General features: G+C 57.7%; 18 protein-coding genes. All 18 read left to right on the top strand.

Annotated elements, in window-relative coordinates; all coding sequences use genetic code 11:
* Positions 1-7 precede the first annotated feature (7 nt).
* The 18 genes from RUI03_RS11055 (at position 8) to RUI03_RS10970 (ending at position 16,563) form a co-directional block, all read left to right on the top strand.
* On the top strand, positions 8-316 hold the full coding sequence (locus tag RUI03_RS11055; protein ID WP_317287520.1) for a hypothetical protein: 309 nt from the start codon (positions 8-10) through the stop codon (positions 314-316).
* Complete coding sequence (locus tag RUI03_RS11050; RefSeq protein WP_317287519.1) at positions 313-636, top strand: hypothetical protein; 324 nt, start codon at positions 313-315, stop codon at positions 634-636. The genes RUI03_RS11055 and RUI03_RS11050 overlap by 4 nt, the downstream gene beginning before the upstream one ends.
* A gap of 125 nt (positions 637-761) precedes the next feature.
* Positions 762-1,991 carry a flagellin gene (locus RUI03_RS11045; protein ID WP_317287518.1) on the top strand — a complete coding sequence of 410 codons (1,230 nt, stop codon included), beginning with the start codon at positions 762-764 and terminating at the stop codon, positions 1,989-1,991.
* Between the two features lie 63 nt (positions 1,992-2,054).
* A complete protein-coding gene (gene flaF, locus RUI03_RS11040; protein WP_317287517.1) occupies positions 2,055-2,426 on the top strand; it encodes a flagellar biosynthesis regulator FlaF in 372 nt (123 codons plus the stop codon).
* Positions 2,427-2,428: 2 nt separating this feature from the next.
* On the top strand, positions 2,429-2,878 hold the full coding sequence (locus RUI03_RS11035) for a flagellar biosynthesis repressor FlbT (protein WP_317287516.1): 450 nt from the start codon (positions 2,429-2,431) through the stop codon (positions 2,876-2,878).
* A 66-nt stretch (positions 2,879-2,944) separates the two neighbouring features.
* On the top strand, positions 2,945-3,280 hold the full coding sequence (locus RUI03_RS11030; RefSeq protein WP_317287515.1) for a hypothetical protein: 336 nt from the start codon (positions 2,945-2,947) through the stop codon (positions 3,278-3,280).
* The gene (locus RUI03_RS11025; protein WP_317287514.1) at positions 3,280-3,666 is read left to right on the top strand and encodes a flagellar basal body rod C-terminal domain-containing protein; all 387 of its coding nucleotides are present in this window, start codon (positions 3,280-3,282) and stop codon (positions 3,664-3,666) included. The genes RUI03_RS11030 and RUI03_RS11025 overlap by 1 nt, the downstream gene beginning before the upstream one ends.
* Positions 3,666-3,977 carry a flagellar hook-basal body complex protein FliE gene (locus RUI03_RS11020; protein ID WP_317287513.1) on the top strand — a complete coding sequence of 104 codons (312 nt, stop codon included), beginning with the start codon at positions 3,666-3,668 and terminating at the stop codon, positions 3,975-3,977. Before RUI03_RS11025 ends, RUI03_RS11020 begins: the two co-directional genes overlap by 1 nt.
* Before the next feature lie 6 nt (positions 3,978-3,983).
* Positions 3,984-4,244: a flagellar biosynthetic protein FliQ gene (locus RUI03_RS11015; RefSeq protein WP_317287512.1), complete on the top strand. Its 261-nt coding sequence runs from the start codon at positions 3,984-3,986 to the stop codon at positions 4,242-4,244.
* 4 nt (positions 4,245-4,248) lie between these two features.
* Positions 4,249-6,351 carry a flagellar biosynthesis protein FlhA gene (locus RUI03_RS11010; protein ID WP_317287511.1) on the top strand — a complete coding sequence of 701 codons (2,103 nt, stop codon included), beginning with the start codon at positions 4,249-4,251 and terminating at the stop codon, positions 6,349-6,351.
* Entirely contained in the window at positions 6,351-7,121 is a 771-nt protein-coding gene (locus RUI03_RS11005; protein WP_317287510.1) for a flagellar biosynthetic protein FliR, read from the top strand. The genes RUI03_RS11010 and RUI03_RS11005 overlap by 1 nt, the downstream gene beginning before the upstream one ends.
* A gap of 3 nt (positions 7,122-7,124) precedes the next feature.
* Entirely contained in the window at positions 7,125-8,195 is a 1,071-nt protein-coding gene (locus RUI03_RS11000; protein ID WP_317287509.1) for an EscU/YscU/HrcU family type III secretion system export apparatus switch protein, read from the top strand.
* 80 nt (positions 8,196-8,275) lie between these two features.
* The gene (locus RUI03_RS10995) at positions 8,276-9,040 is read left to right on the top strand and encodes a ThuA domain-containing protein (protein ID WP_317287508.1); all 765 of its coding nucleotides are present in this window, start codon (positions 8,276-8,278) and stop codon (positions 9,038-9,040) included.
* Positions 9,041-9,045: 5 nt separating this feature from the next.
* On the top strand, positions 9,046-9,696 hold the full coding sequence (locus RUI03_RS10990) for an HAD hydrolase-like protein (protein ID WP_317287507.1): 651 nt from the start codon (positions 9,046-9,048) through the stop codon (positions 9,694-9,696).
* 358 nt (positions 9,697-10,054) lie between these two features.
* Positions 10,055-13,126 carry a TonB-dependent receptor gene (locus RUI03_RS10985; protein ID WP_317287506.1) on the top strand — a complete coding sequence of 1,024 codons (3,072 nt, stop codon included), beginning with the start codon at positions 10,055-10,057 and terminating at the stop codon, positions 13,124-13,126.
* 148 nt (positions 13,127-13,274) lie between these two features.
* A complete protein-coding gene (locus RUI03_RS10980; protein ID WP_317287505.1) occupies positions 13,275-14,012 on the top strand; it encodes a SapC family protein in 738 nt (245 codons plus the stop codon).
* 14 nt (positions 14,013-14,026) lie between these two features.
* Positions 14,027-15,058 (top strand): cupin-like domain-containing protein, encoded by a 1,032-nt coding sequence (locus tag RUI03_RS10975; protein ID WP_317287504.1) that lies wholly within the window; start codon positions 14,027-14,029, stop codon positions 15,056-15,058.
* Between the two features lie 11 nt (positions 15,059-15,069).
* A complete protein-coding gene (locus RUI03_RS10970; RefSeq protein WP_317287503.1) occupies positions 15,070-16,563 on the top strand; it encodes a tryptophan halogenase family protein in 1,494 nt (497 codons plus the stop codon).
* Positions 16,564-16,565: the final 2 nt, after the last annotated feature.

Raw genomic sequence — 16,565 nt, 5'->3', positions numbered from 1 at the left:
GCACGTCATGGAAATATCGGCCACCGTCGGACCGGTTGATATTGCACCGAAAGCATCGGTGCAGGTCGATCCCTTGCGCCAGTCGGCTCGCGATTTCGAAGCCGCGTTCATCATGCAGATGCTGCAACACAGCGGTATCGCCGAAGCCTTCGGGGCAAAAGAGGGTGGGACAGCCGAGGGGTTCTCGTCCTTCCTGCTCGAACAGATTGCGGGAAAGATGGCCGACCAGGGCGGCTTTGGTCTTGCCGAGCAATTCTACCAGGCCCTGTCGGCGCGGGCTGAACGTGCGGAGCCCGGTCTCGATTTCCGGGCATGAGCCAGCCTAAAGACATCCTACTTCTTCTCGACGAAGAGGCCGCACTCTTGCGTGCGCGCCGCTTCGATCAGCTCGAATCCGTGAGTCAGCGGATCAGCAAGGCTGTGCAGACCCTCCAGCCGGTCACAAATCAGAAAGATCTGGAAATAATCCGTAAACGGGCTAATGAAAATGCAAGGCTTCTGATGATCATGTCCGCCGCTGTCGGCGGATTGAAGAATCGCCTGCAAAACCTTGTTACCCGCGAAAACAGTGTTGGTTACTACCCTGACGGTACTCGCATAGCGTTTGACGAGAAAAATTCCAGCAGCCGAATGTAGCGTTAAGCGCAAATTATCGTTTCTGTAGGTATAACTTCGAGGAAGGCAACTTGAGAGATGTTGCGTCGGGCTGACCCCGATCCTGTCAGGATGATAGGCTTGTTGTACCTAGTACGGAGCATAACATGACCAGCATCAACACCAACCCAGCGGCAATGGTTGCCCTCGAGACTCTTCGGGGCATCAACAAATCGCTCAACACACTGAACGACCAGATCTCGACCGGTAAAGTCATCAACACAGCCAAGGACAATTCCGCGCTGTGGTCGATTTCCAAAACCATGGGCGCTGACCTTGCGTCGTTCAAAACTGTTTCTGAATCTCTCGGCCTGGCTTCTGCAACCGTTGGCGTTGGTCGTAACGCTGCGGAACGCATCACCGACCTTCTGGTCGAAATCAAAGCCAAGGTTACTCAGGCACAGGACAAAACCGAAGCCGACCGTACCAAGATCCAGGCCGACATTACCGCTCTGCGTTCGCAGATCACGGACATCGTCGACTCCGCTCAGGTGAACGGCGTCAATATCATCAACAACACGAACAATGTCAGCTATCTGTCATCGTTCAACCGCGCTTCTGATGGTTCTGTTGCAACGGGTTCGATCACTGTTACCGGCGTTGACCTCAGCGTGGGGACGGCCGACAACGCCATCGTGGATGGTGTTCTTGGTACTGGTGTGACAATCGCTGGCTTTGCTGACACAGGCGCTATCAACACTACTGCCGGCACTACACAGTCTACACTTGCTACACTGACGGCTTCAACGGTTGTGACTGAAGGTGACAATTACGAGCTCAACGTCGGCGTTGGGACCGTGGATTATCAGGCAACTGCGACCGATACTGCTGAAGATATCCTTCGTGAACTCGGCCTACTGGTTGACGGTCTTGCCGGTCTGTCTGGCTCTACCGTCGTTCTGAACGGTTCGAACTACGAGCTGCGGACTGATATCGCAGTGGGTACGAACTCCAACTCGATCGACACGGTTGTTCGTTCTGCTGAAGCCACATCTACTGGCGGTACTGCCGGTGGTAGCCTCGATGCGCTCCGTAACCTGAGCGTCATCAACACAGGCGACGCGGCTTCTGCTCTGTCGACAATTGAAGACCTGATCACGGCTGCGACCGATGCTGCTGCATCGTTCGGTTCGGCACAGAAGCGTGTTGAGCTGCAAACAGACTGGGTCATGTCACTGATCGACTCGCTCGAACTGGGCAACTCTGCCCTGATCGACGCCGACATCACGGCTGCCTCTGCCAAGCTGCAGGCCCTGCAGGTTCAGCAGCAGCTGGGTATCCAGTCGCTCAGCATTGCCAACAATGCACCAACGTCAATCCTGGCCCTGTTCCAGTAAGCGTAAAGACGGTGGGTGGCCCCAGTGGCCGCCCACCACTCCACTAGTTTTCGGGGCATAAAGATGAAATCATTGGCAGAAGCCGGATATGGGCAAGTGCGTCGTCAGACCGCTGAGCCACGGCAGATCGAATATCAGATCCTGACAAAGATCGCCTCTGATCTTGAGGCGGCTGCAGCGCAGCGGGACAAACTCTTCCCTCAACTGATGAATGCTCTTCAGCGCAATACGGCTCTCTGGACCGCTTTTGCGACTGACCTCATGTCTAAAGACAATCAATGTACAGATGAAGTCAAGGCCCGAATGATCGGACTTGCGAAATTTTCGATCCGCCACGCCCAGGCCGTCATGGCCGGCAATGGAGACGTGTCGCCGCTGATCGAAGTGAACCGGACCGTCGCAGCAGGGCTGCGCCAGGCAGCCGAGGCAGCGTGACGATGAGTGGTGGACTGACCCTGACCCTTCGCCCAGGCGAGAAATTTCTTGTTGGCGGCAATCTGATCCAGAACGGCCCGCGCCGGTCTTCGGTCAGAATCTGCGACGACGGTGTGTTTGTGTTGCGCCTCAGCGATGCATTGCACCCCGAAGAAGTGACCACACCTGTCCGCCGTGCCTACCACGTCGCGCAGATGATCCTCGCGACTGAAACGAGCGTCGAGGAAGGTCAGACTGATCTGATCGACCGGTTAACGCAATTGTGCAGCATTTTCGAAGGCACGCCGGAGGAATCTCTCCTGGCTCGCTGTCTCGCCTGCGCAGAGGAAGCCCGGTTCTACGGGGTTCTGATGGGGTTGAAGTCGCTATTCACGGTTGAAGACCGACTTCTTCAGACGGGTGTTGCCGACGACACATACGCTGCAAAGTGTGCCATCGCGGGACGTCGTTAACTATTTATTCAACTCCCGGTCATTATTGTAACCGTACCATTAACATCACTGGTACGGAGGCAACGGATGATTGGTTCGGACAGCACTGTCCTGAATATCGCCAAGGCGATGGCGACTCATGCGGCCGAACGTCAGGCCGTGGTCGCAGAAAACATCGCGCAGGCTGATACCCCGGGCTATCGCGCCCGCGACATCGAGGATTTTGCCACGATGGTTCGGAACGGCGGCTATGCCCGCGTTCAGGAAGACCGCACGGCAGCCACGAAGATCAACGGCAATTCCGTTTCTCTGGAAGATCAGGTCATCAACCTGGCGGAAGCCAAGGGTGAGCACGATATGGCGCTCGGCCTGTGGCGCCAGACCCTTTCCATGTATCAGATCGCACTGGGTAGAGGTCGCTGATGACAGATCCTATTTTCTCCGCGCTTAAAGTCGCCGGTGACGGCATGGGGGCGCAAAGCTATCGTCTCAAGACGGTTCACGAGAACCTCTCCAACGTCGACACGCCCGGCTATCATCGCAAGATGGTGACGTTCACGTCACAGGCCGGTGACCGCGCAGTCGATATTGAGCGCATCACGCTGGATCGTTCCGAAGGCCGTATGGTCCTCGACCCAGGCCATCCGCTCGCAGATGAAAATGGCTATGTTGCGATGAGCAATGTGGACATGATGGTTGAGATGACGGACGCCCGTGAGGCCAAGCGTCATTTCGAAGCCAATCTGGAAGCCTTCCGTCAGGCGCGAGATATGTATTCCGGCCTCGTTTCCCTGCTTAGGAGCTCATAATGGCACTTGATCTTTCTTCACTCGGCGCCATGCAGGGCTACGGCCAGGCGTCATCTGCCAATATGGCAAAAGCCATTGCAGGTGATATTCAGGCGCCGGCCGATACCAACGCCGTGACCAAAGCGGTCGAGGAGTTTGCGTCCGTATTCGACAAGGCCGATGGCGCCGTGAGTGCCATGGCAAGAGGTGAGGGCAGTGCCCAGGCCGTCGTCGAAGCCATGGCTCAAGCCGAACTGGCGCTGCAGACGGTGGTGACAATCCGTGACCGCGTGATCGAGGCGTACCAGGAAATCCTCCGCATGCCGGTCTGACGGATCATGTCAGACGCAGAAATCATTGATCTTGGCCGCGAAGCAGTGATGACTGCGGCCATGATGGCGGCGCCGCTGTTGATTACAGCGTTGATTGCCGGATTGGTCATCGGTCTGCTGCAGGCCCTGACCTCAGTGCAGGAACTGACACTGACCTTTGTGCCTAAAGTGGCGGCCATGCTGATCGTATTCTCGATCTCAGCCAGCTTCATGGTCGGTCTGTGTTTGAGGCTTTTTGACACGCGGATCATTCCGCTGATCGGATAATGACATGGCGGCGGCGGGTACAGCGGGCGGGGGCATCGACTTTTTAGGCATTCTCCGTCAGCCGACGGTGCTTCTCACTTTCGGCTTGATGCTGATCATCGTGATGATGATCCTGCCGATCCCGCCGATCCTGCTGGATATCGGCCTGACCGCGTCATTTGCTTTCGCCATTCTCGTCTTCACGATGACGCTGTTCATCCAGAAGCCGCTCGACTTCTCGTCCTTTCCCTCGATCCTGCTGATCTCACTCCTGCTGCGGCTGTCGCTGAACATCTCATCGACCAAGCTGATCATCGGAGAGGGGCACACTGGCACTGATGCGGCAGGCGGGGTGATCGAAGGGTTTGCCATGTTCATCATGAACGGCAACCTGTTCATGGGCCTGATCATTTTCTCTGTGCTGATCATCGTCAACTTCATGGTCATCACCAAGGGTGCCGGCCGGATGGCCGAGGTTGGTGCGCGCTTTGCGCTGGACGCCATGCCCGGCAAGCAGCTCGCCATTGATGCGGACGTCGCGGCCGGTGCCATTACGCACGAAGAAGCCCGCCGTCTCCGCGAACTGCAGCAGGAAGAAGCCTCATTCCTCGGGTCGCTCGACGGTGTTTCCAAGTTCGTGAAGGGGGATGCCGTCGCCGGCCTCCTCATCACCATGCTGAACCTGGTGGCAGGTATCGCGATCGGCCTTGGCGTCCACCACATCTCCCTTGGTGAAGCGGTCCAGAACTATTCGATCCTGACCGTCGGCGACGGTCTGGTCAACCAGATCCCAGCCGTCATTATTTCCGTCGCAACGGCGCTTCTGCTGTCTAAGGGGCAGGGGCAGGATTCGGTCGACGTGGCGCTGGTCAAGCAATTGCTCGGAAAATCCAGCGCGCTGTTCGCCGTGGCGGTGCTGCTGTCGATCTTCGCCGTGCTGCCGGGTATGCCGTTCCTTCCGTTCTTTATCGGTGCGGGGGCGATAGGTTATGCCGCCCTCCTTGCCTTCAGGAAAGAACGGGAACTCGCGGCCATTGCGGCCACGCCGCCCAAGGTCGTGGATGTCGAGAAAAAGCCGACCCTGGGGGATTCCCTGGACCTCGACGAAATCCACGTCGTGCTGGACCAGTCGCTGTCGTCCCTGCTGGCCAACAGTCAGGAGACGTTCGAACGGCGGATCGAGAAACTGCGCAAATTCGTGGTGCAGCGCTATGGCTTCGTCATGCCGCCGGTCCGCGTTACCGACGCGCCGTTGGGCGCAGGGCGCTACACGATCAGTATTCAGGGCACGAAGGTTGGTGGCGACAAGCTGGCCCTGCAAAAGGTCATGGCCCTCGTCAAACCGAACGAGCATCGCGACATCATCGGCGACAACACCAAAGAGCCGGTCTATGGCGCCGATGCGCGCTGGGTCTCTCGGGTGGATGCAGAAATTCTTGCCGACCGCGGCGTGACTGTTATCGAATCCGTCGAGGTGCTGGCGACCCACCTGCTGGAGACGGTTCAGAACAGCTTCGACCGCCTGATGACGCGCCGTGCGCTGAACGAAGCGCTGGATATCTACACCGACCTGTCCGACGAACAGCGCGGCGCCGCCAACAAGCGGATCATCGACGAGTTCGTGCCCGACAAGGTCTCTCATGACACGCTGCAATGGGTCATGCGGGGGCTGCTGGCCGAGAAGATCAGCGTCCGCAACATCCCGCTTATTCTTGAGGCCATCGCCGAGCATCAGGCCCGCTGCACGACAATTGATGATCTTGTCGATGCTGTGCGCCGGTCGGTCTCCTTCCTGTTCATCGACGATTACAAGGCGGACGATGGCACGTTGCCGCTCGTCCAGATGTCGCCGAAATGGGATGAGGTCTTCTCGCGCAAGCTTGAACAGGTCGATGGCGGCAAGACCCCCGCGCCGATGGATGCCAAGGACCTCAAGGAACTTGGTGACGATTTGCAGGAAGCGCTCAACAAGGCCGCGATCAGCGGTGCCTATGCCGCCGTTGCGGTACCGGGCCGTCGCCGTCGGATTGTCCGGGACGTCCTGCGCAGTCGCGGCATCAAGAATCCTGTCATTGCCTTTGAGGAAATTGTGCCGGGCACACGGCCGGCCATGCTCGCGGTCGCCTGATGATCGGGCTGGGCAGCCTATCTCTGCCGCCCGATGTCGAAATCTTCGTCATCGGCGCCGTCGCCATTCTGACGCGACTGTCGATGATGTTCGCCTTTCTGCCGGGTATCGGCGAATTGGCCATTCCGATCCGCGTCCGTCTTGGTCTGGTTCTGGCCGTTTCCGCAGCGCTCATCCCGAGCGTCTTGCCAGGGCAGCTGGCCATCCTGACCACCAATGACCCACTTGTGCTGATCGGGTTTGAGGCGATGATCGGCTTTGCCCTCGGGTTTGGGTTTCGGGTGCTGATCTTTGCCCTGACCATCGCCGGGACGATTATTTCCCAGTCCATCTCGCTGTCGCAGATTTTTGGCGCCGTCACGACGACTGAACCGAGCCCGACCATTTCCACTCTTCTGATGATGACCGGGGCGGCCCTCTTTGTGACGCTTGATCTGCACACGTACAGCGTCGGGCTGCTGATGGAGAGTTATCAGCTGTTCCCATTGGGTGAGCTGCCAGACACTGGCGCGCTCGCCGGATGGGCGCAGGAGCGCGTGTCGGGGTCGTTCGCGCTGGCCATTTCACTCTCCCTGCCGTTCATCCTTGTCAGCTTTCTCTACAACGTCGTTCTTGGCCTGATTAACCAGGCGATGCCGCAAATGATGGTCACGTTCGTCGGTGTACCTGCGAACGTTCTGGCGGGGCTGGTGATCCTCGGCATTGCATTCGCCGCCATCATGATGGCGTGGGTCGCGCAGGTCGACACAGGCTTTGCGGGGTTCTGGTAAGCCATGGCGGACAATGATACCGGCGCCGACAAGTCGTATGACGCCTCGCCGGAGCGGCTGAAGCAGGAACGCAAGAAGGGGAACGTTCCGCAGTCCCCCGAACTGATTACGCTGGCCCGTTATACCGGCTTGTGGATCGGCGTGATTGCAGTTGCGGGCATGCTGAGCCAGGAAGCCGCCGAACGACTGAGTGGCTTCCTGATCAATCCCGAGGCTTCGTCGCGGTTCATGATGAATGGCGGCAAGATCGCCACCATGTTCTCACCTCTGGCGCTCGCGTTTGTCGGGCTGCTCCTGCTGCCAATCATCCTGGTCGTGATCTCGCTGATCGCCCAGAACGCGATTACCTTTGCGCCCAACAAGCTGAAACCAGACATCAAGAAACTGGATCCGATCAAGAATGCGGGGAAGAAGTTCGGGCCCTCCGGACTGACCGATTTTTTGAAGTCCGTGATCAAGGTCGTTGTGCTGATCGCTGCAGGCTTTGTGATAGCGCGCGTGCAGTTGCCGTCGCTGATGGCGTCTGTGGGCGCTCCGCCCGGACTGATCTACGGCGAGATTGGCGTCCTCCTTCGTTATGTTCTGCTCGTCGCCGTCATCCTTGCGGCCGTCGCAGCGGCGATCGACACGCCGCTTCGCTGGCACCGCCACCGTAAAGACCTGCGGATGTCCCGCCAGGAGATGATCGACGAGACAAAGGACATCGACGGTGACCCGCAGCAGCGGAGCATGCGTCAGGCCAAGGCACGTGAGATTGCGCAGAACCGGCAATTGCTCGACGTGCCCAAAGCGGATGTCATCGTCGTCAACCCGACGCACTACGCGGTGGCCCTGCGGTGGGCGCGTGACAACAATGAGGTACCGCGATGCGTTGCCAAGGGGACGGATCACATGGCGGCGCGCATTCGCGAAGTGGCCGAGGAAGCCAAAGTGCCGATCTATCGCGACGTGGCGACGGCACGGTCTCTCTACGCCAGTGTGGACGTGGGTGAAGAGATTCAGCGCGAGCACTATGAAGCTGTGGCCGCGGCCATCCGGTTTGCCGACGGCCTGAAGGACAAGTCCAAGCGATAGGGCTTGGGCAGGTGGGCTGAACTCTTAAGAGCTATACCTTAGGATCAGGGCCGTGATGGCTGATTGAAAAGGGATGGCTGATGATGTTGGCGACCGCGCGAAAGACAATGGCGCTTTTTATCATCCTGTGGGGGGTATCGGCCTGCGGTGATGGCGATGGTGGCAATTCATCGGCCAACGTTCTGATTTTCTCGTATTCCACGGGTTTCCGTCATGACTCAGTAGAGACTGGCGTGACAGCGCTCACCAAACTGGCGACCCGCGCCGGGTATGAAGTGACGGCCAGCGAGGACCCCAACATCTTCAACGAGGATGATCTGGCGCCGTTCGACCTGATCATCCTGCTGAACAACACGTCTGACCGGAAGGCGGTCGATGGCGAATGGTGGGTGGGGCAACGTCGCGTCGCGTTCCAGAATTTCGTACGGGCCGGGAAGGGCGTCGTTGTCATTCATGGCGCTGCGGATTCACACTACAACTGGCCATGGTATGGACGCATGGTCGGCGGTTATTTTCAGCGGCACCCGCCAGGTGCGCCTGAGGGGACATTGCGGGTTGTCGATCCTGCGCATCCTTCGGCCGAGGGGCTGCCCGAACAGTTCAGTCGTTCGGATGAATGGTATTATTTCCAGGACTATGATCCCACGGTGCGATTGATCCTGACGCTGGACCCGGGCTCCATCGGCCAGCCGGACGTCAATCCCAATCCGATTGCGTGGTCACATGAATATGACGGTGGGCGCGTCTTCTACACGGCAATGGGGCATACCGCCGAGACCTATGAAGACCTGACCTTCCTTCGCCATGTCGCCGGCGGCATGCGCTATGCTCTGGGGCACGACTGACGGACGTGCCGGTCAGAAATTCGCAGAATGAAGTCGATCTTGTCATTTTTGATTTTGACGGGACGTTGGCCAATAGCGCACCGTGGCTGGAAACAGTGTTCAACGATGTTGCTGCAGAGTTTGGCTTTTCCACGCTGACGCACGAGAGGGCGGACGTCCTCCGCACGCTGTCGACCCGGGATGTTCTGCGTGAGCTCGGTCTACCGCGCTGGAAGGTGCCGCTTGTCGCCAGGCGAATGCGCCAGTTGGCGATCCGCGATGCTGACCAGATCTTCCTGTTCGAAGACGCCGCCGACACGTTGCACACATTGGCACGCGAAGAGATCATGCTCGCAATCGCAACTTCCAACGCCGGTCCAGTGGTGCGCACTGTACTGGGGCCGGCACTGGTGCCGCTGTTTTTTGAGATTCGGGCGGGCGCCTCACTGTTCGGCAAATCCAAGGCGATTGGAGCCATTTCAAAGCGATCGGGACTGGCCCGGGATCGCATATTGTATGTCGGCGATGAGGAGCGGGATGTCATTGCCGCGCGCAAGGCCGGCGTCTGCGCCGCATCGGTCGCCTGGGGCTATGCTAGCTCGGACAGACTTGCATGCGCGCGTCCAGATTTTCTGTGGTCGCGATTCGGCCAGATCGTCGAATATTGCCAAACATGACAGGTGAAAGTGTTATCGCAAACATTTCAGTCGAATTTCCGTCCCATATTGTGAAATAGATCAATAACGATGAAATCGGTATCATTATTTTCTTGGAGCTTAATGCGAAAATGATTATCTCAAATGGCAGGAAAGAGCGTTGATGTGGCATTTTTCCCACGAGAAGTCAGTAGCTTCAGTCTGTTGAGCGGTCTGAATTGACAATTTTCATGGCAACGTGGCACATCAGGGCAGCATATGAGGTTGTGCCTTGTCTGCAGGCTCTGTCGTCTCGCGAGAGCAGGCTTGCCGCATATACTAAGTAAGTGTCGTTTAAGACGCAGTTCATTTTAGCTCTGAAGAGCTATCGGGAGGAAATATGAATTTGACTACGCGCAAGGGCGCAGTGCGACTCACGTCGTCAGTCCTGGCTCTCACAACATCAGTCGCCTTTGCCGCCGGTATCGCCGCTGCACAGGAAGAGGTCGGTGATGTTATCACCGTCAGCGGTATCCGTGCGTCGCTGCAGGATGCCATGGATATCAAACGTGACTCGGATGGCGTTGTTGACGCGATCTCGGCGGAAGATATCGGCAAGTTCCCTGATACCAACCTTGCAGAATCACTGCAGCGGATCACGGGTGTCGCCATCAACCGTGTGAACGGTGAAGGCTCTGAAGTGACGGTCCGTGGTTTTGGCGGTGGTTTCAACCTCGTCACCCTGAACGGCCGTGCGATGCCGACCGCTAACGTTGCCACTGTCGGCGGCGACCAATCAGCTGACTTTGCCAATGGCAGCAGCCGGTCATTCGACTTCTCGAACCTCGCTTCGGAAGGCGTGAGCGGTCTTCAGGTCTACAAGACCTCGAACGCCACAATCCCATCGGGCGGCCTTGGGGCGACAATCAACATCCAGACGGCGCGTCCTCTGAGCGCGGCTCAAGGCTGGACAGGTTCGGTTGGCGCCAAGCTGATGCACGACACGGGTGTCGTCGATGGCGACGATATCACGCCGGAGCTTTCCGGTATCGTCAACTGGGTGAACCCAGAGGGCACATTCGGTATCGGCCTGTTCGGTAGCTATCAGGTTCGCGACAGCGCGACCGTGGCTGGTTCGTCCAACGCCTGGAACATTGAGCGCGCATCGCAATTCCTCGATCCATCACAGGGTCGCGTGAATGGTGGCACACAGATTACCGGCCGTCCGGCTGATGGTGAACTGGTTGCGTTCCCGAACGACAGCCGTCTTCACCTTGCTGAATCCGAGCGTGAGCGTCTGAATGGTCAGCTGGTTGCCCAGTTCCGTCCATACGACAACTTCACGGCGACCGTTGATTACACCTACGCCAAGAACGAGCAGCAGGAAGCGCGGACTGACCAGACCAACTGGTTCAACCGTCCATTCGGCTATGTCACGTTTGACGGCGGCGACGATGTCAACACGACCGTGTTCCTCGCTGAATCCCTGTCCGGCGTTAAGGATATGGGCTTCGAACAGCAGAAGCGTGGTAACAATGACGAGCTTAACTCACTCGGCTTCAACGCTGAATGGGAAGTCAACGAGAACCTGACCCTGGAACTTGATGCGCACACGTCATCAAACGAATCCACGCCAGGCAATGGTAACGGCTCAAGCTCGACCATGTTCTCCATGGGTGCTCCAGTTATCGCTGCGCACGCCCTGTCCTGGACAAGCGGCTTCCCACAACAGGCATATACGTTGAACGACAGCCTTCGCGGCAACGGCAACGGCGTGCTTGATGTTGGTGACCTTGGTACGCAGGTTGCCCGTACGGTGGCCAACGCCCAGAAACACGATCTGGACGAAATTCGTCTTGACGGTACGTGGGAGATGGACAGCGGCTCAAGCGTCATGATGGGCGTCGACTATCGCACATCGACGATGACGCAGACATCCGTTCAGACACAGCAGCAGCTGGGTGACTGGGGTATCACGAACCCTGGCGACGTCGCTGAATTTGCTCCAGGCCTCGTTGAGACCTATTGCTTGAGCTGTCTGTACGACGACTATGATCCAGGCATGGCGGACATCGCGTTTAAAGGTGATGCTGAAGAACTGTATGCTGCTTTGTCGACGGCCTATGCCCAGCAAGGCAACGCGGTCAGCACAACAGCGAACGCGTTCAACGAAGTCGCTGAAGATATCTTCGGTGCCTATGCTCAGTTCCACATGGAAGGTGAGTTCCTCGATCGTCCAGCCAGCTTCAATGCCGGCATTCGTTACGAGTACACGGAAGTTGAATCGACCGCTCTCGTCGCTGTACCGACCGCCATCATCTGGCAGTCAGACAACGACTTTACGACAGCTGTTTCTTCCGACCAGGTGCCTGTGACGGGTGAAGGATCGTACTCCAACGTTCTTCCTGCCTTGGACTTCAAACTCGACATCACGGACAACCTGGTTGGCCGCGTATCGTGGGGTAAATCCATCGCGCGTCCTGGCTATGGCAGCCTCTTCGTGACCGATAGCGCGCTGACACCACCTCGCCCAACGGCACTTGGTGGCATCGCATCTGGTACACGCGGTAACCCAGGCCTTCTGCCACTCGAATCGGACAACTTCGACGTCTCTCTCGAATGGTACTATGCGCCAACCAGCTATGTTTCGGCCGGCTTCTATGAGAAGCGCGTCCGCAACTTCCAAGGGACGGGCCAGTTCACGTCCAACCTGTTCGACCTGCGTGACCCAAGCTCGGGTGCTGCAGGCTCACGTTCAGGCGACGCTCTGGACTATCTGCAGGACAACAGCATCGACCCAACGGACGTGAACCTGTTCACAATGACGGCGTTGATCATCCAGAATGGCGGTAACGTTGCGGCAGCTGCTGCCGACTTCCAAGCCAACTACTCTGGTGGTTCGCTGGATCAGGCCTTCGTTGACCAGATTCTGGCCGATGTCGATGTTTCTCCGAATGCGGATGATCCATTGTTCATGTTCGAAGTGACCCAGCCGATCAACAATCGCGATGCCCGTCTGTACGGCTTCGAGCTTGCGGCACAGCACTTCTTCGGTGACACAGGCTTCGGTCTTGCCGGTAGCTATACCAGCGTGAACGGCGATGTCGAAATCGACAACGGCGCTGATCCTTCGGTTGACCAGTTTGCTCTGGTCGGTCTTTCGGACACCTACAACATCACCGGTATCTACGAGAACTACGGCGTTTCTGCCCGTCTCTCGTACAACTGGCGCGATGAATATCTGTCTGAAACAAACCGTGGCGGCGGCGCTCGGAACCCAGTGTACTACGAACCATTCGGTCAGCTTGACCTGAACGTTTCGTACAACGTCACTGAGGATCTGATTGTCTCCTTCGAAGGGCTTAACCTCACGGAAGAGGGTGTGCGGACGTTTGGCCGTGACCCAAGCAACCTGTGGTTTGCACAGGAGCTTGACGCTCGTTACCTGATCGGTGCGCGCTACAAGTTCTAAGTCAAAAGCGGCTCATCGCCGCGCATGATTTGAAAAGGCCGCTGTTCGCAGCGGCCTTTTTTATAGCGGTTGAGCCGAACGCCCACATGGCTCACACTGTTCGCCAACGTTGAATAAGACGCGGCCGCGTAAGGCCCATCGGGATGAAATGATGTCAAAAATTGCCCTGTTAAATAATGTGGATCACCAGAACCTTCGTGTGGTGACCACGCACGGCCCTGAGTTTGGCGATGACGTCAATCGCGTGCTCGTCTTTCCGGCAGAGTATGCAGATGTTCAGCGGGAATATCCGATCCTGCTCGTGAAGGATTCAAACGACGCTTATCAGACGGTTGCGCTTCTCGGTTTTGAAAACGGGGAGAACCTCTTTCTATCACCCCAAGGATGGCAGGCCCGCTATATTCCCGCCATTCAGCAGCGGGGGCCATTCAGCATCGGATTTCAGTCGCATACCGGGGACGACGGCGACGTCCGTGAGCCGATGATTCACATTGACCTCGACCACCCCCGCGTCAGCGAGACCGAAGGTCACCCTGTCTTCCTGCCACAGGGCGGCAATTCGCCCTATCTTGAATATGTCAGCGGTGTGCTGAGAATTCTGCACGAAGGACTGGAGTTCAGTCAGAAATTGTTTGCCGCGCTGGAAAAATTCGATCTCATCGAACCCCTCAAGCTGGAGATCCAGCTGAGCGAGGAAAACAAGATCGGCGTTTCGGGCTACTCAACCGTGAGCGAGGAAAAACTGCGTCAGCTTGATGGCGATGCGCTGGCTGAACTGAGCGCAGAAGGTTATCTGGGGGCGACCTATATGCTCATTGCGTCACTCGGTAATGTGCGGCGGCTGATCGACCTCAAGACGCTGCGGCTGCAACAGGCAGCGGGCTAGGCAAGGCAGAGGCGATGGTGCGTGTCAGTCGGCGGACAGAAGTCATCGAGGGTATCGATCCCAAATCCATACCCTATGACGATCTGATTGCAGCGAATAAACCCTTTGTCCTGAAAGGGGGCGCCGCGGACTGGCCGCTGGTCGCCAAGGGGCTGCAGTCAGCAGACGCTGCAATCGACTATATTCTGGGCTTCGATGCCGGGCGGCCCATCGTCGGCTATACCGGGCATCCGGGGTCGGAGGGCGTTTATTTCTATAATGACGACCTGAGCGGCTTCAATTTTGATGCCGGTCGATACCAGCTGGCCGATTATATGCAACGCATACGTACGGATATGAACAATCCGGATGCGCCGAGCTATTACATCGGGTCGACGGATGTCGATATGTTCCTGCCCGGGTTCCGCGCCGAGAATGACCTCACGCTGAACGCATCTACCTTTGATGCCAATCCACCACTGGTGAGCATGTGGCTTGGCACGCGGACTACCGCTTCGGCGCATTTCGACATGTCCAACAATATGGCCTGCTGCCTGGTCGGACGCCGTCGTTTCACGCTCTTTGCGCCTGATCAGATTGCCAATCTGTATCCCGGTCCGCTGGAGCCAACGCCGGGCGGACAAGTTGTGAGTATGGTCGATTTCCGGCAGCCGGACTATGATCGGTATCCCAACTTTCGCAATGCCGAGGCGGTGGCGGAAGTGGCCGAGCTCGAACCCGGTGACATCCTGATCTATCCGGCCATGTGGTGGCACCACGTAGAGGCGCTGGATGATTTCAACGTCATGGTCAATTACTGGTGGAACGTTGCGGCGGGGCATATGGATACGCCGATGAACACGGTCCTTCACGCGCTTCTCAGTTTGCGCGATCGTCCGATGGCGGAGAAAGAAGCGTGGAAAAACGTATTTGAGTATTATATCTTTGGTCCGTCGGATCGGGCTGGTGCCCATCTTCCGGCTGCCGCGGCGGGACCATTGGGACCGATGGATCCGATGACAGCGCGGCGCCTGCGCGCCAATCTGCTGCAGCGTCTGAACCGGTAGAGAGGATCGGTATGTCTGATCAAAAAGTGACGAAAGTCGTAATTGCCGGGGGTGGTACGGCGGGCTGGATCACCGCCGCCGCACTGTCCAAGCAACTCGGGCCACTGCTGTCGATCACTCTGGTGGAATCAGATCAGATCGGTACCGTGGGAGTAGGTGAAGCAACCATCCCTACACACCGTACTTTCCACCGCCTGATCGGTGTCGACGAACAGGAATTCATGAAGGCGACTCAGGCGACGTTCAAGCTTGGTATCGCATTTGAAAACTGGGCCCGGATAGGCGACAGGTATATTCACTCCTTTGGCCAGATTGGCCGATCAACATGGATGGCGGATTTCCACCATGTCTGGCGCCGGGCACAGGCCGAAGATCTGGCGACGGATCTGGGTGACTATTGCTTTGAACTGCAGGCGGCGGAAGCTGGCAAGTTCGCCACATCCGAGAAAAGCCCGATCAATTACGCCTATCATCTGGATGCGACCCTGTATGCGCAATTCCTCCGTAAAAAGAGCGAAGAGGCGGGTGTGCGGCGGGTCGAGGGGCGCATTGACCGGGTGGAGCAGCGCAGTACCGACGGTCATGTCGAGGCGCTGGTCCTTCAGTCCGGGGAGCGGATCGAAGGCGACCTGTTCATTGACTGTACCGGCTTCCGCGCCCTCCTGATCGAAGGAACATTGCAGACCGGGTTTGAGGACTGGAGCGAATGGCTGCCGACTAATAGCGCCTTTGCTGTTCAGACTGAGGCGGTTGAGCCGGCGCGACCCTATACGCGGGCCATGGCCCATGACGCGGGCTGGCAATGGCGTATCCCGCTGCAGCATCGCGTAGGGAACGGACTTGTCTATTGCAGCGAATACCTTTCCGACGATGAGGCGCAGACGCGACTGCTTGGGAATGTCGAAGGGCGTACGCTGACGGATCCGCGACTCATTCGCTATCAGACAGGGCGACGTAAGAAGATCTGGAACAAAAACGTCGTCTCGATGGGGCTTTCCAGTGGGTTCCTGGAGCCGCTGGAATCCACCAGTATTCATCTCATCCAGATAGCAGCGACACGGCTGATTCAGCTGTTCCCGTTCAGTGGCATCACACCCGCGATCGCAGCACGGTATAATGATCAGTCAGCGAATGATCTGCGCCAGATTCGGGATTTCCTGATCCTGCACTACAAGCTGACAGAGCGGGATGACAGCCCGTTCTGGCGCCGGTGCCGGGACATGTCTATTCCCGACACGTTGCAGGAACGGATTGACCTGTTTCGGGAGCACGGCCACGCCTATCAGGCGCCCGATGATCTGTTCCGGGTCGACAGCTGGGTGCAGGTGATGCTGGGGCAGCGCGCCCGTGTCGAGGGCTATCACCGTATGGGGCACATGATGTCGACGGCGCAGGCGAAGTCGGCTCTTGAGACCATGCGGTCAAACATTGCCAGCACGGTGGCGAAACTGCCGACTCATGCGGAATTTATTGCCCGCTATTGTGCGGCAGGGAAGCCGGGCTGATC

The sequence above is a fragment of the Parvularcula sp. LCG005 genome (assembly GCF_032930845.1).
Lineage (GTDB): Bacteria > Pseudomonadota > Alphaproteobacteria > Caulobacterales > Parvularculaceae > Parvularcula.
This window is presented reverse-complemented; position numbering and strand designations above follow the sequence as displayed.

What these genes read in the sequence shown, in the direction of transcription:
- RUI03_RS11010 (WP_317287511.1), top strand. Translation starts at nt 4,249, where the DNA reads ATGGCGGCGGCGGGTACAGCGGGCGGGGGCATCGACTTTTTAGGCATT.
- RUI03_RS11050 (WP_317287519.1), top strand. Translation starts at nt 313, where the DNA reads ATGAGCCAGCCTAAAGACATCCTACTTCTTCTCGACGAAGAGGCCGCA.
- RUI03_RS11000 (WP_317287509.1), top strand. Translation starts at nt 7,125, where the DNA reads ATGGCGGACAATGATACCGGCGCCGACAAGTCGTATGACGCCTCGCCG.
- RUI03_RS11005 (WP_317287510.1), top strand. Translation starts at nt 6,351, where the DNA reads ATGATCGGGCTGGGCAGCCTATCTCTGCCGCCCGATGTCGAAATCTTC.
- RUI03_RS10975 (WP_317287504.1), top strand. Translation starts at nt 14,027, where the DNA reads ATGGTGCGTGTCAGTCGGCGGACAGAAGTCATCGAGGGTATCGATCCC.
- RUI03_RS10985 (WP_317287506.1), top strand. Translation starts at nt 10,055, where the DNA reads ATGAATTTGACTACGCGCAAGGGCGCAGTGCGACTCACGTCGTCAGTC.
- RUI03_RS10995 (WP_317287508.1), top strand. Translation starts at nt 8,276, where the DNA reads ATGATGTTGGCGACCGCGCGAAAGACAATGGCGCTTTTTATCATCCTG.
- RUI03_RS10980 (WP_317287505.1), top strand. Translation starts at nt 13,275, where the DNA reads ATGATGTCAAAAATTGCCCTGTTAAATAATGTGGATCACCAGAACCTT.
- RUI03_RS11020 (WP_317287513.1), top strand. Translation starts at nt 3,666, where the DNA reads ATGGCACTTGATCTTTCTTCACTCGGCGCCATGCAGGGCTACGGCCAG.
- RUI03_RS10970 (WP_317287503.1), top strand. Translation starts at nt 15,070, where the DNA reads ATGTCTGATCAAAAAGTGACGAAAGTCGTAATTGCCGGGGGTGGTACG.
- RUI03_RS11035 (WP_317287516.1), top strand. Translation starts at nt 2,429, where the DNA reads ATGAGTGGTGGACTGACCCTGACCCTTCGCCCAGGCGAGAAATTTCTT.
- RUI03_RS11045 (WP_317287518.1), top strand. Translation starts at nt 762, where the DNA reads ATGACCAGCATCAACACCAACCCAGCGGCAATGGTTGCCCTCGAGACT.
- RUI03_RS11015 (WP_317287512.1), top strand. Translation starts at nt 3,984, where the DNA reads ATGTCAGACGCAGAAATCATTGATCTTGGCCGCGAAGCAGTGATGACT.
- RUI03_RS11030 (WP_317287515.1), top strand. Translation starts at nt 2,945, where the DNA reads ATGATTGGTTCGGACAGCACTGTCCTGAATATCGCCAAGGCGATGGCG.
- RUI03_RS11025 (WP_317287514.1), top strand. Translation starts at nt 3,280, where the DNA reads ATGACAGATCCTATTTTCTCCGCGCTTAAAGTCGCCGGTGACGGCATG.
- flaF (WP_317287517.1), top strand. Translation starts at nt 2,055, where the DNA reads ATGAAATCATTGGCAGAAGCCGGATATGGGCAAGTGCGTCGTCAGACC.
- RUI03_RS11055 (WP_317287520.1), top strand. Translation starts at nt 8, where the DNA reads ATGGAAATATCGGCCACCGTCGGACCGGTTGATATTGCACCGAAAGCA.